We start from the raw sequence: 14,369 nt of genomic DNA on the forward strand, positions 1-14,369 counted from the left end.
TAAAAAGGAGTTTTTACATGCTTATCAATGATAATTTTTGATCTAGAGTATCAAAGGAAGAAAATAATTTCACAAAAAAAGAAAAAGTTCTTATTAACTATATTAATAAGAATAGTCAAAAAATGGATCAAGTTACTATTAGTTCTTTGGCTAAAGAAAATACTGTTGGTTATAGTGTTGTTTATAATTTAATTAAGAAATTGGGATTTAAAGGTTATCGTGAATTTATCATTAGTTTAGCTGCGCAAGAAACTACTTTCAAAGCTTTAAATCGTGAGTTTTTTGGTGATCGTAGTGTTTTAAAAGAACATTATAAAAAACTAATGGATTTAAATGATTCAACGATTAATTATGAGGAATTACAAAGATTTATTAATTGAATAGATGATAATCGTAAAGCTTGTATTTATTTAGCAGGCATTGGTTATTCTGGTTTAGGTGCGGAGGATTTATCAAATAAATTATATCGGTTTGGTTTACGATCAATCTGTTTAAATAAAGATGATGATAGTATTTTAATGCATGCTTCTTTAATTATTCCAGAAGATGTAATAATTCTTTTTTCATTATCAGGTAAAACCGCTACTATTGTTGAAGCAGCTAAACTTGCTAAAAAGAATAATGCTAAAATTGCAGTTGTTACATCACAAGATAAAACTGAATTAGTGACTTATGCTGATTGAACATTTAATATTGTTTCTTCAGGACTTTATGAAGCACAAGAAATATTTATTTCTCCATTATTTGCTATTACTTATTTTAATGATTTAGTAACAACATATTTATTAAAATCAAAGCATAAAGATTGATATTTAGAAAATAGAATTAAAACTAATAAAGTAATTAAAAAATTTAATTAATTTTTTAAATAGCTAAATTGTAAAGGTAAGTGCAACTAAATTATTTTTCTATCCAAATATTCGATTGGTGAAAGATAATTTAATATTTTTCTCGGTCTTTGATTTAAAGACAATATAAATTTATGAACTTCATTTTTGAGTTTTTTGAAAAAATAAATTTTTTAGGAAATTTTTCTCTAATTAAACCATTAGTATTTTCATTAGTACCTCTTTGTCAAGGTGAATATGGATTGGCAAAATAAATTTTTACATCTAAATTTTTTTCAAGTTGTTGTCAATTTGAAAATTCTTTGCCACGATCAAAAGTAATAGTTTTAACAATGTTTTTAGGAAGAATTGATAAATAATAACTGACATTTTTATTAATAACTTTAGTAGTTCTGTTTTTAACTAATATTGCTAAAGTAAATCGTGATACTCTTTCAACTAAAGTTATTAAACATGATTTGCTTTTGCTTCTTGATGATACTATAGTATCTCCTTCTCAATGACCAAGTGTTATACGATCATTAACATTTATATCTCGTTCTTTAATTGATTTACCATTAAACTTGCCACGATTTTCTTTAGATTTTTGTTTTTTACCTTTTCTTCTTAAATTTTTACTAGTAACTTTATCAAGCATTCCAAAATAAATTCAAGTATAAATTGTTTTAAAACTAATAACTCACTCTTTATGAAAATTTTTAATTCTGCCATAAATTTGTTCAGGTGATCAACCTAATAGTAATTTTTGTTGTACATATTTTACTAAATTCTTATTTTTAAACTTATGAAAACTAATATGTGATTGTTTTCGATTTTCAGCTTTATTTTGTGCAATTAATGAAAAATAATGATTATTATCTTTATTTCTATTAATTTCTCGAATAATAGTACTAATACTTCGATTAAGATTTTTAGCTATTTCACTAATTTTAAATTTAAATTTCAATTGATTCTCAATATAAATCCTTTCATCTATGCCAAGATGTTTATAACTCATATAAAAACTCCTTACTTTTTTCTAAACTAAATTTAGCATTATGAAATTTTTATATGAGAATTTTTTGCAATTTTATTTACTTGCACTTACAAGTATAATTCAGCAATAAAAAAACTGTTTTTTTTAAAATAATAATTTAATATTATGTCATGAATATTTATTAAGTAAGGAGATGAAGTATGTTGTCTAAACAAGATGATATTTTGACAGTAGAACACGTTTTTCTTGAATCTGATTGTAAAACACAAGCAGAAGCTTTTCAAGAAATAGCAACTTCTGCTAAAAAATTAGGTTTTTTGAAAAAAATATTAGTGAAAAATCAGTAGTTAATAGTTTTCTACAAAGAGAAGGAGAAGGAACTACTGGTTTTGGTGGTGGTGTTGCTGTGCCACATGCTCTTAATGAAGATATTGTTAAATCAGGAATTTTTATTATGCGTTTTAAACAGCCAATTCCTTGGAAAGCACTAGATGAACAACCCGTTAAAGCAATTATTGCTTTAATTGTGCCACTAAAAAGTGCTGGTAATAAGCACTTGGAAATTTTATCAAAAGTGGCACAAAGATTAACAAAACCGGAATTTCAATCAATATTATTTAATTCAAAAGATAAAAAAGTAATTATTCAATCACTAAATATTAATAATAAATCTAATGTTGAAACTAGTAGTAAAACTATTAGTTAAGATATGAAAGGTTCTTCAAAAAAAACTAAAAATATTATAGCAATTACTGCTTGTCCAGTTGGGGTAGCACATACTTATATTGCACAAGATAAATTAGAAATTGCTGCAAAAAATTTAGGTTATAATATTAAAGTTGAAACTCATGGTAGTATTGGTATTAAAGGTGCTTTTACAGCAACTGATATTGCCAACGCTGATTTAGTTATTATTGCAGTATCGGCCCCCCGGTGTTGCAGATTTAAAATTAGAACGTTTTAATAATAAACCATTATATAAAGTAGAAATTAGCAAAGTTATTAAAAATCCTGAAAGTATTGTTAATGATGCTTTTGCTAACGCAAAACCTTATGAAATAAACAAGTCAGAATTGGGACAAAAAGCGGAAAAAGAAAATAAATCAAATGATTTATTTACTACTGATAAACAGGGAATTATGAAACATATTATGGCTGGTGTTGGCTATATGGTTCCATTTATTGTTTTTGGTGGAATTATGTTAGCATTATCAATTGGTATTGCAAAAGCAGTTTATGGTATTGACTTTGATATTTCCAAGTTACCACATAATCATTTTCTTTATTTTATGAATCAAGCTGGAAGTATTGCTTTTACATTAATGATTCCAATTTTAGCTGGTTTTATCGCTAATTCAATTGCAGGACGTGCTGCCTTGGTTCTCCCGGCAATGGTAAGTGCATATGTTGCTAATACAGCAGGATTAGTTTATCCAATTGCTGGTTTAGAGCCAAAGGTTTCTGCTGGATTTTTAGGAGCATTATTAATTGGTCCAAGTGTTGGATATTTAGTAAGATGAATTATTACTTGAAAAGTACCAAAGACTATTGCTCCAATTATGCCAATTTTCTTTATTCCTATTGTAGTAACATTTTTAATTAGTTTCACTTTTATTTATGCAATTGGAGCTCCAATTGGTTGAATAATGGAACAATTTCAAAATGGGTTAACCCACATGCCACGTGAAGCAATGGCAGCAATTGGAATGTTGCTAGGAGCCATGATTGGATTTGATATGGGTGGTCCAATTAACAAAGTTGCTTTTTTAGCAGCCTCAACAACTATAACTGCTGATCCTAGTTCACAATTATTTATGGGAGCAGTAGCTGCAGCTATTCCTGTTGCACCACTTGGAATGGGTTTAACAACTTTGATTTTTCGTAAATTCTTTAATGAAAGTGAACGTACATTAGGTTTAACAGTAATGTTAATGGGGTGTATTGGTATTTCTGAAGGTGCGATTCCTTTTGCAGTAAGAGATCCAAAACGTGCTATTATTAGTAATATTATTGGTAGTGCTGTTGCTGGTAGTATTGCTGGTGCTTTCTTATTAACTGATGCTGCTGGTCATGGTGGTCCTATTGTTGCTATTTTAGGTGCAGTTAGTTCAGTTAATTATGTGCTTTGGGTAAGTATTCTTTTATTCTTTTTAGCCATTATTGTTGGAAGTATTGTTACTTGTTTAGTATATGGTGGATTATTAATTATTCAATCACGTAATATTAAGGTTTTTAAATTAATGAATGAAAGAATCATGAAAATATTTAATAGTAAAAAAACTAAATCTAAAAATAGTAAAAATAAAGTTTAATTGAACAAATAATCAAAGTTTAGGAGAGTGAATATGAATAATAGCACATCACAAATAATTTTTTTAAAACCTGTTTTTATTCGCAAATTGTGAGGTAGTCAAAAATTAGCACACAAATTTAATTTTGATTTACCTAAAAATACACCAATTGGTGAAGCATGATTAGTTAGTGCTCATCCCAATGGAATGAGTTATGTTTTAAATGGCGAGTATAAAGGATTAAGTTTAGCAGAATTGTTTAAACAGCAACCTAGTTTATTTGCTAATCTTGATAGTTCAGGTAGTGTGATTAATAAAGAATATCCATTGTTAACAAAAATTTTAGACGCAAATGATAGTTTAAGCGTTCAAATTCACCCTGATGATAAATTCGCAGAAAAAAATCATCAATGTTTAGGAAAAACTGAATGTTGGTATATATTAGAATGTTTACCCAAAGGTAGAGTTATTTTGGGTCATAATGCTAAAACCAAAGATCAGTTTAATCAATGATTGGCAAAAGAACAATGACATAAACTATTAAAATATATACCAATTAAAAAAGATCAATTTATTTATGTTCCTTCTCTAAAAATTCATGGTTTATTGGCACATACTATGGTTTTTGAATTACAACAATCATCAGATATTACATATCGTTTATATGATTATGATCGTAAAGATGAACTTGGTAATTTACGAAATTTGCATTTGAAAGAAGCATCAACTATTGTTTTAGCTCCTGATTTAAATAGTAGTGAAGCTAATGGTCATGATAATTATTTAGTTGATAACAAGTTTTTTAAGTTAATTAAATTAATTAATGAGGGAATTAACCATTATAGTTATCCTAATACTAGATGATTGCAAATCTCAGTATTGGATGGTAATGGTATAATTGATGATACTAGTATTAAAAAAGGTGACTCATTTATTTTACCAAATGGTTATACTGATTTTTGTTTAAGTGGTAATATGTTGTTGATGGTTGCATATTGCTAATAAATAATTATTATAGTTTTTTTAATGCTTGTTCCAAATCATTTCACAAATCTTCAACATATTCAATACCAATTGAAAGACGAACAAGACCTTCTGAAATATTTGCATCTGCTAATTCTTGTGCATTATAAGTAGAATGTGTCATTGAAGCAGGATGTTCAATCAATGACTCAACTCCACCTAAAAAAACTGCCAAAATTGCTGAATTATACTTATAAATGCAAGTAAATAAAATTGCAAAAAATTCTCATATAAAAATTTCATAATGCTAAATTTAGTTTAGAAAAAAGTAAGGAGTTTTTATATGAGTTATAAACATCTTGGCATAGATGAAAGGATTTATATTGAGAATCAATTGAAATTTAAATTTAAAATTAGTGAAATAGCTAAAAATCTTAATCGAAGTATTAGTACTATTATTCGAGAAATTAATAGAAATAAAGATAATAATCATTATTTTTCATTAATTGCACAAAATAAAGCTGAAAATCGAAAACAATCACATATTAGTTTTCATAAGTTTAAAAATAAGAATTTAGTAAAATATGTACAACAAAAATTACTATTAGGTTGATCACCTGAACAAATTTATGGCAGAATTAAAAATTTTCATAAAGAGTGAGTTATTAGTTTTAAAACAATTTATACTTGAATTTATTTTGGAATGCTTGATAAAGTTACTAGTAAAAATTTAAGAAGAAAAGGTAAAAAACGAAAATCTAAAGAAAATCGTGGCAAGTTTAATGGTAAATCAATTAAAGAATAAAATATAAATGTTAATGATCGTATAACACTTGGTCATTGAGAAGGAGATACTATAGTATCATCAAGAGGCAAAAGCAAATCATGTTTAATAACTTTAGTTGAAAGAGTATCACGATTTACTTTAGCAATATTAGTTAAAAACAGAACTACTAAAGTTATTAATAAAAATGTCGGTAATGTTTAGTAATCTGTGTAACTTACAAAAATAACTATGTTTAATTAATTCTAGTAAATATAATTAAATGACTAGAAAGAGTGAGTTACAGATGGCTAAAAAAGATAACTTTAATAATAATGATCCAATATCAAAAGCAGTAGATTTATTGGTAATGTTTAGTAATCTGTGTAACTTACAAAAATAACTATGTTTAATTAATTCTAGTAAATATAATTAAATGACTAGAAAGAGTGAGTTACAGATGGCTAAAAAAGATAACTTTAATAATAATGATCCAATATCAAAAGCAGTAGATTTATTATTAGAAAATACTGAAGATTTAACAACAGTTTTTAAAGAAGGGGGTTTATATAAAGAATTAACAAAACGTTTAGTTGAAAAAATGTTGAATTCTGAGATGCAAAATTATTTAGGATATGAAAAAAATCAACATAGTAATAGTGACAATGCTCGTAATGGTATAAGTTCAAAAAAATTAATAACTCAACAAGGTAAAATTGAGATTGATGTACCACGAGATCGTAATAGTAATTTTACTCCTGTAATAGTGCCAAAAAGACAGAGAAGATTTGATGGTTTTGATCAACAAGTTCTTTCCTTATATGCAAAAGGTATGATATTATCAGATATTAGAATGCAGTTACAAGAGTTATATCATGGTGCTGATATTAGTGAAAGTGTTATTAGTCCAAATTACTGATGATGTGATTGATGATGTCAAAGCATGACAAAATAGACCATTAGAAGGCATTTATCCCATTGTTTATTTTGATTGTATAGTAGTTAAAGTACGACAAGATAAACGCATTATTAACAAATCAGTTTATATAGCTTTAGGTGTTGATTTAGAAGGTAAAAAAGATCTTTTAGGTTTATGAATTAGTGAAAATGAAGGCGCTAAATTTTGATTAGCAAATTTCACAGAAATGAAAAATCGTGGCTTAAATGATATTCTTATTGCTTGTAGTGACAACTTAACAGGCATGTCAGAAGCAATACAATCAGTTTATCCTAAAACTGAACATCAATTATGTATAGTTCATCAAATCAGAAATAGTTTAAAATATATTTCATACAAATATCGAAAATCACTAGTTACAGATTTAAAGCCAATTTATAATGCATGTAGTGAAGAACAAGCAATGCAAGCTTTAGAATCATTTGAAAGTAAATGAAATAAACACTATCCTCAAATTGCTAAATCTTGATATAAAAATTGAGATAATTTAATGATTTTTATTAGTTATCCTCCAGAAATCAAAAGAGTGATTTATACTACAAATTCTATTGAATCTGTTAATAGTCAATTACGAAAAGTCATCAGAAATAAAAAAGTTTTTCCAAATGATATGGCAGTTTTCAAAATATTTTATTTAGCAATTGAAAATATAACAAAAAAATGAACAATGCCCATTCAAAATTGAAATACAGCAATTGCTCATTTTATGATAAAATTTGAAGATAGAATTAATCTGAACTAGTACTTTGCAAAACAAAGAAACACAGATTACTAAAAAGCCTCATCCAAATATTCGATTGGTAAAAGATAATTTAGTATTTTTCTCGGTCTTTGATTTAAAGACAATATAAATTTATGAACTTCATTTTTATTAGTTTTTGAAAAAATAAATTTTTTAGGAAATTTTTCTCTAATTAAACCATTAGTATTTTCATTAGTACCTCTTTGTCAAGGTGAATATGGATTGGCAAAATAAATTTTTACATTTAAATTTTTTTCAAGTTGTTGTCAATTTGAAAATTCTTTGCCACGATCAAAAGTAATAGTTTTAACAATGTTTTTAGGAAGAATTGATAAATAATAACTGACATTTTGAGGTTTTTTAATAATCTGTGTTTCTTTGTTTTGCAAAGTACTAGTTCAGATTAATTCTATCTTCAAATTTTATCATAAAATGAGCAATTGCTGTATTTCAATTTTGAATGGGCATTGTTCATTTTTTTGTTATATTTTCAATTGCTAAGTAAAATATTTTGAAAACTGCCATATCATTTGGAAAAACTTTTTTATTTCTGATGACTTTTCGTAATTGACTATTAACAGATTCAATAGAATTTGTAGTATAAATCACTCTTTTGATTTCTGGAGGATAACTAATAAAAATCATTAAATTATCTCAATTTTTATATCAAGATTTAGCAATTTGAGGATAGTGTTTATTTCATTTACTTTCAAATGATTCTAAAGCTTGCATTGCTTGTTCTTCACTACATGCATTATAAATTGGCTTTAAATCTGTAACTAGTGATTTTCGATATTTGTATGAAACATATTTTAAACTATTTCTGATTTGATGAACTATACATAATTGATGTTCAGTTTTAGGATAAACTGATTGTATTGCTTCTGACATGCCTGTTAAGTTGTCACTACAAGCAATAAGAATATCATTTAAGCCACGATTTTTCATTTCTGTGAAATTTGCTAATCAAAATTTAGCGCCTTCATTTTCACTAATTCATAAACCTAAAACATCTTTTTTACCTTCTAAATCAACACCTAAAGCTATATAAACTGATTTGTTAATAATGCGTTTATCTTGTCGTACTTTAACTACTATACAATCAAAATAAACAATGGGATAAATGCCTTCTAATGGTCTATTTTGTCATGCTTTGACATCATCAATCACATCATCAGTAATTTGGACTAATAACACTTTCACTAATATCAGCACCATGATATAACTCTTGTAACTGCATTCTAATATCTGATAATATCATACCTTTTGCATATAAGGAAAGAACTTGTTGATCAAAACCATCAAATCTTCTCTGTCTTTTTGGCACTATTACAGGAGTAAAATTACTATTACGATCTCGTGGTACATCAATCTCAATTTTACCTTGTTGAGTTATTAATTTTTTTGAACTTATACCATTACGAGCATTGTCACTATTACTATGTTGATTTTTTTCATATCCTAAATAATTTTGCATCTCAGAATTCAACATTTTTTCAACTAAACGTTTTGTTAATTCTTTATATAAACCCCCTTCTTTAAAAACTGTTGTTAAATCTTCAGTATTTTCTAATAATAAATCTACTGCTTTTGATATTGGATCATTATTATTAAAGTTATCTTTTTTAGCCATCTGTAACTCACTCTTTCTAGTCATTTAATTATATTTACTAGAATTAATTAAACATAGTTATTTTTGTAAGTTACACAGATTACTAAACATTACTATTTGGATAGAAAAATAATTTAGTTGCACTTACCTTTACAATTTAGCATTTTAAAACCTTTTCTGTTTTCTTCTCACGTAATGTTATATTTAAAACAAGGATTAGTAATTTTAGTTTTGTTATCAGTTATTTCACCCATAAATCAACTATTATGCTGTTCATAAAATGTTAATGGTTCAAGTTTTATATCATTAAGATAATATTCTTTTGGAGTAATTGGTTTATTAACAGTTATTTTTTGGTCTTTAATATATGGTTCTAATAATTTTATTAATTCATTACCACTTAATTCTCTTTTAATATTTTCTAAATTAAAAACTCAATATGTGTAACTGTTATCAACAATAAAAGAATTATTTTTAATCATTCATTTTGGAAGTGATAATTTATATTCAACATAATCAATAAGAATAGATTGTGGTTTATCTTTAACAATTTGTTCTTTTTTAAATTCTATTTGCATAATAATCCTTACCTAATATGTTCTGTTGCTTCTAGCATAAAGAACATATATTTTGATGTTTAGATTATTAATACTACTACTATTCGTTTTATTCATTCCATGAAAACTGGGCTCAAAAATAAATTGTGAAATTTTAAAAAACATTGAGGCATTCGATTCAATATTTATTTAATTTGTGTTAAACAAATTAATATTTTAATTGAACCGGCCCCGCTCAATTTTTTTTACAAGTTTGAAATTTATTTTCTCGCCCAAAAAAATTTTTCAAAAAAAATAAAAAATAAAACCAACACTTGCTCACTGGGGAGTGGCAAGGTTGGTTAAATAAAGAATAGAATTAATACAATGGGTCCCTACAACAGGTCTATATATACTAGTTTCCAATTCGCTCCCACCCCAAGAATTACCATTAATGGTTAGTATATTTTATTAGGTATCACTCCACTTTTTATTTATCCATGCAAGTCCACATGCTAGCTACTATTTTTAACAACTGTGTTGTAGTTCACTTTTTTAGTTCCCTAACACGTGTTGATAATAGTGCTAAAGATTGTTATTAAAAATTTTAAAATTTTACAATTACAAAAAAAGACAAGATTATTTCTTGTCTTTTTCCTTGTTGATAATTTTAATTTAACTTACAAAATGTATATTTTATTTTTTTTAAATACGTCGAATATAAAATATAAATTTAATGTTTTAAGAAAAGAGAGTAATTTTCTCTAATTTTCATTATTTTTCAAATAATTCATTTTTGGAAATAAGTTACTAATATGATAATAAATTATTTCGTAACTTTGACAATCGCCCAAAAAGAAAAACCATAGTTTCAATTAGGTAATAAGAATTAAAGGATTTTCATTAATATATTTAATTCATCATTTAAAACCATGACTACCATTTTCATCAATTACTAAATTAGTAGTAATTTTTCTATTAGTTAATATTTTTTTTAATTCAATAGTATTACTTTCATAATTTGTTACTAATTTGCCTTCAAAAAACTTTGGTTCTTTTTTTCCTACCCATAGTTCAACTATTAAAGGTTGATTATTATTTAAAACTTTAGTTTTTAAATCTTCAATAATTTGTGAATTAAATCAAATTGCTGGCGAAAATAATAATAATTTTGTAAATTGTAATTTTGATAAATATAACATTTGTAAACAAAAATATGCTCCCAAAGAACAACCAATGGCATTTAAATTTTTAATTTTTAAATTAAACTTTTTAATAACAAATGGTATAACCTCATTAATAATAAATTCTAAGTAATTTTTACCATTACCACCAAGAAAATCAATGTTACTTTTTTTTAATTCAGGAAAATATTTTGTCATTAATATTTTTACATCATCATTGGTATAAGTTGCTAAATCATTAAAACGAGTCATATTATTGGTACTACCAATACCAATAAAAATACAATTACTATTATTTTCAAATAAAATATTACTATTACTATTACTATTAAGTAACATATCTTTACCATCAAAAACTAAATAAACTTCATAAGCAATATTTTGATCATAAATAGAAGGTAAAGCAATAATAATATCTTTATTAATATTTAAAAATTTACTTTTAATATTTTCAACTTTTATATCATAATTATTCATGTTTTTTCTCCTTAATTTATTGATAATTTCCTAACAAAGAATAATTCATTATTCTAATATAAAAATTAAAATTAGTTTGTTCTAAGCGCATAGCACATTTAACCAATTCATCTAAAATTATCAACTTATTAGTAAATAAAGTTTCATATGAAAAAAAAGCTTTTAAATTTAAATCAGTACTATCTTTTGTCAGCAATGTTTTTCTAGTTTCTAAATCCAACAAGTAAAATAACATTAATAAACTTCCAAACTCATAATTATTTTTTATGTTTGTTTCATTCTTAGTTAAATTAATAAAAATATTACCACTAATATTTACCAATCTTTTAATTATGAGCAAACTTTCTTTTTTCAAATTAGAATTATTTACCAAAAAATCAGGTAATACTACTTTTGAAGTATCATCAAACCAAACTTTTATTTGGTCTTTACATCCAAGTAATAATAAAAGTTCCTTGGCATTTTGATAATCATCTAACTGTTTTTCTTGACGCTTAAAAGTAGGAATTAAAGCAGAAATAGTTAATATAAAATTTGCAACTAATCTTAAATATTCTTTATAAGAAATTTTATTAAAATATAAATAAACACTTACTATTTTCATAAACATTAAATTTTGATTACTATTAAATATTAAGTTATAAGTATTACGATAATCTTTTGCTTTTAAATGACCTAATTTTTTTTTAATTTCGCGCTTAAAAAAATAATTACTTTTTAAAAACAAAAGATGGTTAAATAATCGATATTCGGGAATCATTTTTTACTTCCAATCTAATTATATATTTTTAAATTTAATCTTAAAATAATTATAACATTGAAATAAATAAGTGCTGAATTATACTTGTAAGTGCAAGTAAATAAAATTGCAAAAAATTCTCATATAAAAATTTCATAATGCTAAATTTAGTTTAGAAAAAAGTAAGGAGTTTTTATATGAGTTATAAACATCTTGGCATAGATGAAAGGATTTATATTGAGAATCAATTGAAATTTAAATTTAAAATTAGTGAAATAGCTAAAAATCTTAATCGAAGTATTAGTACTATTATTCGAGAAATTAATAGAAATAAAGATAATAATCATTATTTTTCATTAATTGCACAAAATAAAGCTGAAAATCGAAAACAATCACATATTAGTTTTCATAAGTTTAAAAATAAGAATTTAGTAAAATATGTACAACAAAAATTACTATTAGGTTGATCACCTGAACAAATTTATGGCAGAATTAAAAATTTTCATAAAGAGTGAGTTATTAGTTTTAAAACAATTTATACTTGAATTTATTTTGGAATGCTTGATAAAGTTACTAGTAAAAATTTAAGAAGAAAAGGTAAAAAATGAAAATCTAAAGAAAATCGTGGCAAGTTTAATGGTAAATCAATTAAAGAACGAGATATAAATGTTAATGATCGTATAACACTTGGTCATTGAGAAGGAGATACTATAGTATCATCAAGAGGCAAAAGCAAATCATGTTTAATAACTTTAGTTGAAAGAGTATCACGATTTACTTTAGCAATATTAGTTAAAAACAGAACTACTAAAGTGGTAATGTTTAGTAATCTGTGTAACTTACAAAAATAACTATGTTTAATTAATTCTAGTAAATATAATTAAATGACTAGAAAGAGTGAGTTACAGATGGCTAAAAAAGATAACTTTAATAATAATGATCCAATATCAAAAGCAGTAGATTTATTATTAGAAAATACTGAAGATTTAACAACAGTTTTTAAAGAAGGGGGTTTATATAAAGAATTAACAAAACGTTTAGTTGAAAAAATGTTGAATTCTGAGATGCAAAATTATTTAGGATATGAAAAAAATCAACATAGTAATAGTGACAATGCTCGTAATGGTATAAGTTCAAAAAAATTAATAACTCAACAAGGTAAAATTGAGATTGATGTACCACGAGATCGTAATAGTAATTTTACTCCTGTAATAGTGCCAAAAAGACAGAGAAGATTTGATGGTTTTGATCAACAAGTTCTTTCCTTATATGCAAAAGGTATGACATTATCAGATATTAGAATGCAGTTAAAAGAGTTATATCATGGTGCTGATATTAGTGAAAGTGTTATTAGTCAAATTACTGATGATGTGATTGATGATGTCAAAGCATGACAAAATAGACCATTAGAAGGCATTTATCCCATTGTTTATTTTTATTGTATAGTAGTTAAAGTACGACAAGATAAACGCATTATTAACAAATCAGTTTATATAGCTTTAGGTGTTGATTTAGAAGGTAAAAAAGATGTTTTAGGTTTATGAATTAGTGAAAATGAAGGCGCTAAATTTTGATTAGCAAATTTCACAGAAATGAAAAATCGTGGCTTAAATGATATTCTTATTGCTTGTAGTGACAACTTAACAGGCATGTCAGAAGCAATACAATCAGTTTATCCTAAAACTGAACATCAATTATGTATAGTTCATCAAATCAGAAATAGTTTAAAATATGTTTCATACAAACATCGAAAATCACTAGTTACAGATTTAAAGCCAATTTATAATGCATGTAGTGAAGAACAAGCAATGCAAGCTTTAGAATCATTTGAAAGTAAATGAAATAAACACTATCCTCAAATTGCTAAATCTTGATATAAAAATTGAGATAATTTAATGATTTTTATTAGTTATCCTCCAGAAATCAAAAGAGTGATTTATACTACAAATTCTATTGAATCTGTTAATAGTCAATTATGAAAAGTCATCAGAAATAAAAAAGTTTTTCCTAATGATATGGCAGTTTTTAAAATATTTTATTTAGCAATTGAAAATATAACAAAAAAATGAACAATGCCCATTCAAAATTGAAATACAGCAATTGCTCATTTTATGATAAAATTTGAAGATAGAATTAATCTGAACTAGTACTTTGCAAAACAAAGATACACAGATTATTAAAAAACCTCACTAAAGTTATTAATAAAAATGTCAGTTATTATTTATCAATTCTTCCTAAAAATATTGTTAAAACTATTACTTTTGATCGTGGCAAAGAATT

General features: G+C 25.2%; 15 protein-coding genes and 2 pseudogenes. 10 read left to right on the forward strand and 7 right to left on the reverse strand.

Going from position 1 to position 14,369, the window contains the following annotated elements:
• Nucleotides 1-17 precede the first annotated feature (17 nt).
• Nucleotides 18-860 (forward strand): MurR/RpiR family transcriptional regulator, encoded by an 843-nt coding sequence (locus tag AACK95_RS03180; protein ID WP_338980799.1) that lies wholly within the window; start codon nucleotides 18-20, stop codon nucleotides 858-860.
• 103 nt (nucleotides 861-963) lie between these two features.
• Here the strand turns inward: AACK95_RS03180 and AACK95_RS03185 are convergent, their stop codons facing one another.
• Nucleotides 964-1,845: an IS30 family transposase gene (locus tag AACK95_RS03185; protein ID WP_338980801.1), complete on the reverse strand. Its 882-nt coding sequence runs from the start codon at nucleotides 1,843-1,845 to the stop codon at nucleotides 964-966.
• Nucleotides 1,846-2,024: 179 nt separating this feature from the next.
• On the opposite strand from AACK95_RS03185, the gene AACK95_RS03190 reads away from it, so the two are divergent.
• From AACK95_RS03190 to AACK95_RS03210, 5 genes are read left to right on the forward strand one after another with little or no spacing between them, the layout of a single operon-like run.
• Nucleotides 2,025-2,171, forward strand: a complete 147-nt coding sequence (locus tag AACK95_RS03190) for a hypothetical protein (RefSeq protein ID WP_338980803.1) — start codon at nucleotides 2,025-2,027, stop codon at nucleotides 2,169-2,171.
• Nucleotides 2,153-2,530, forward strand: a complete 378-nt coding sequence (locus AACK95_RS03195) for a PTS sugar transporter subunit IIA (RefSeq protein ID WP_338980990.1) — start codon at nucleotides 2,153-2,155, stop codon at nucleotides 2,528-2,530. The genes AACK95_RS03190 and AACK95_RS03195 overlap by 19 nt, the downstream gene beginning before the upstream one ends.
• A gap of 3 nt (nucleotides 2,531-2,533) precedes the next feature.
• The gene (locus AACK95_RS03200; protein WP_338980805.1) at nucleotides 2,534-2,788 is read left to right on the forward strand and encodes a PTS fructose transporter subunit IIB; all 255 of its coding nucleotides are present in this window, start codon (nucleotides 2,534-2,536) and stop codon (nucleotides 2,786-2,788) included.
• A complete protein-coding gene (locus AACK95_RS03205; protein ID WP_338980807.1) occupies nucleotides 2,739-4,136 on the forward strand; it encodes a PTS fructose transporter subunit IIC in 1,398 nt (465 codons plus the stop codon). Before AACK95_RS03200 ends, AACK95_RS03205 begins: the two co-directional genes overlap by 50 nt.
• Before the next feature lie 33 nt (nucleotides 4,137-4,169).
• Nucleotides 4,170-5,117 (forward strand): type I phosphomannose isomerase catalytic subunit, encoded by a 948-nt coding sequence (locus tag AACK95_RS03210; RefSeq protein ID WP_338980809.1) that lies wholly within the window; start codon nucleotides 4,170-4,172, stop codon nucleotides 5,115-5,117.
• A gap of 10 nt (nucleotides 5,118-5,127) precedes the next feature.
• Here the strand turns inward: AACK95_RS03210 and AACK95_RS03215 are convergent, their stop codons facing one another.
• Nucleotides 5,128-5,313, reverse strand: a complete 186-nt coding sequence (locus AACK95_RS03215) for a PLP-dependent transferase (RefSeq protein WP_338980811.1) — start codon at nucleotides 5,311-5,313, stop codon at nucleotides 5,128-5,130.
• Nucleotides 5,314-5,421: 108 nt separating this feature from the next.
• Between AACK95_RS03215 and AACK95_RS03220 the strand changes: the two genes are divergently transcribed.
• Nucleotides 5,422-5,883: an IS30 family transposase gene (locus AACK95_RS03220; protein ID WP_338980813.1), complete on the forward strand. Its 462-nt coding sequence runs from the start codon at nucleotides 5,422-5,424 to the stop codon at nucleotides 5,881-5,883.
• A gap of 418 nt (nucleotides 5,884-6,301) precedes the next feature.
• A pseudogene (locus AACK95_RS03225) lies at nucleotides 6,302-7,541 on the forward strand (IS256 family transposase).
• 29 nt (nucleotides 7,542-7,570) lie between these two features.
• Here the strand turns inward: AACK95_RS03225 and AACK95_RS03230 are convergent.
• From AACK95_RS03230 to AACK95_RS03250, 5 genes and pseudogenes are all read right to left on the reverse strand, one after another.
• Nucleotides 7,571-7,930 (reverse strand): IS30 family transposase, encoded by a 360-nt coding sequence (locus AACK95_RS03230; protein WP_338980815.1) that lies wholly within the window; start codon nucleotides 7,928-7,930, stop codon nucleotides 7,571-7,573.
• Nucleotides 7,931-7,934: 4 nt separating this feature from the next.
• A pseudogene (locus AACK95_RS03235) lies at nucleotides 7,935-9,174 on the reverse strand (IS256 family transposase).
• A 113-nt stretch (nucleotides 9,175-9,287) separates the two neighbouring features.
• Entirely contained in the window at nucleotides 9,288-9,731 is a 444-nt protein-coding gene (locus AACK95_RS03240; protein WP_338980817.1) for a hypothetical protein, read from the reverse strand.
• Between the two features lie 833 nt (nucleotides 9,732-10,564).
• Entirely contained in the window at nucleotides 10,565-11,350 is a 786-nt protein-coding gene (locus AACK95_RS03245; RefSeq protein ID WP_338980819.1) for an alpha/beta hydrolase-fold protein, read from the reverse strand.
• Nucleotides 11,351-11,366: 16 nt separating this feature from the next.
• On the reverse strand, nucleotides 11,367-11,960 hold the full coding sequence (locus AACK95_RS03250; RefSeq protein ID WP_338980821.1) for a hypothetical protein: 594 nt from the start codon (nucleotides 11,958-11,960) through the stop codon (nucleotides 11,367-11,369).
• 326 nt (nucleotides 11,961-12,286) lie between these two features.
• Between AACK95_RS03250 and AACK95_RS03255 the strand changes: the two genes are divergently transcribed.
• Together AACK95_RS03255 and AACK95_RS03260 are read left to right on the forward strand one after the other, a co-directional pair.
• Nucleotides 12,287-12,940 carry an IS30 family transposase gene (locus AACK95_RS03255; RefSeq protein ID WP_338980823.1) on the forward strand — a complete coding sequence of 218 codons (654 nt, stop codon included), beginning with the start codon at nucleotides 12,287-12,289 and terminating at the stop codon, nucleotides 12,938-12,940.
• 57 nt (nucleotides 12,941-12,997) lie between these two features.
• On the forward strand, nucleotides 12,998-14,236 hold the full coding sequence (locus tag AACK95_RS03260; RefSeq protein ID WP_338980992.1) for an IS256 family transposase: 1,239 nt from the start codon (nucleotides 12,998-13,000) through the stop codon (nucleotides 14,234-14,236).
• The last annotated feature ends 133 nt before the right edge of the window (nucleotides 14,237-14,369 follow it).

It is taken from the genome of Spiroplasma endosymbiont of Lasioglossum malachurum (genome assembly GCF_964020065.1).
In the GTDB taxonomy this organism is placed as follows: Bacteria; Bacillota_I; Bacilli_A; order Mycoplasmatales; family VBWQ01; genus Spiroplasma_E.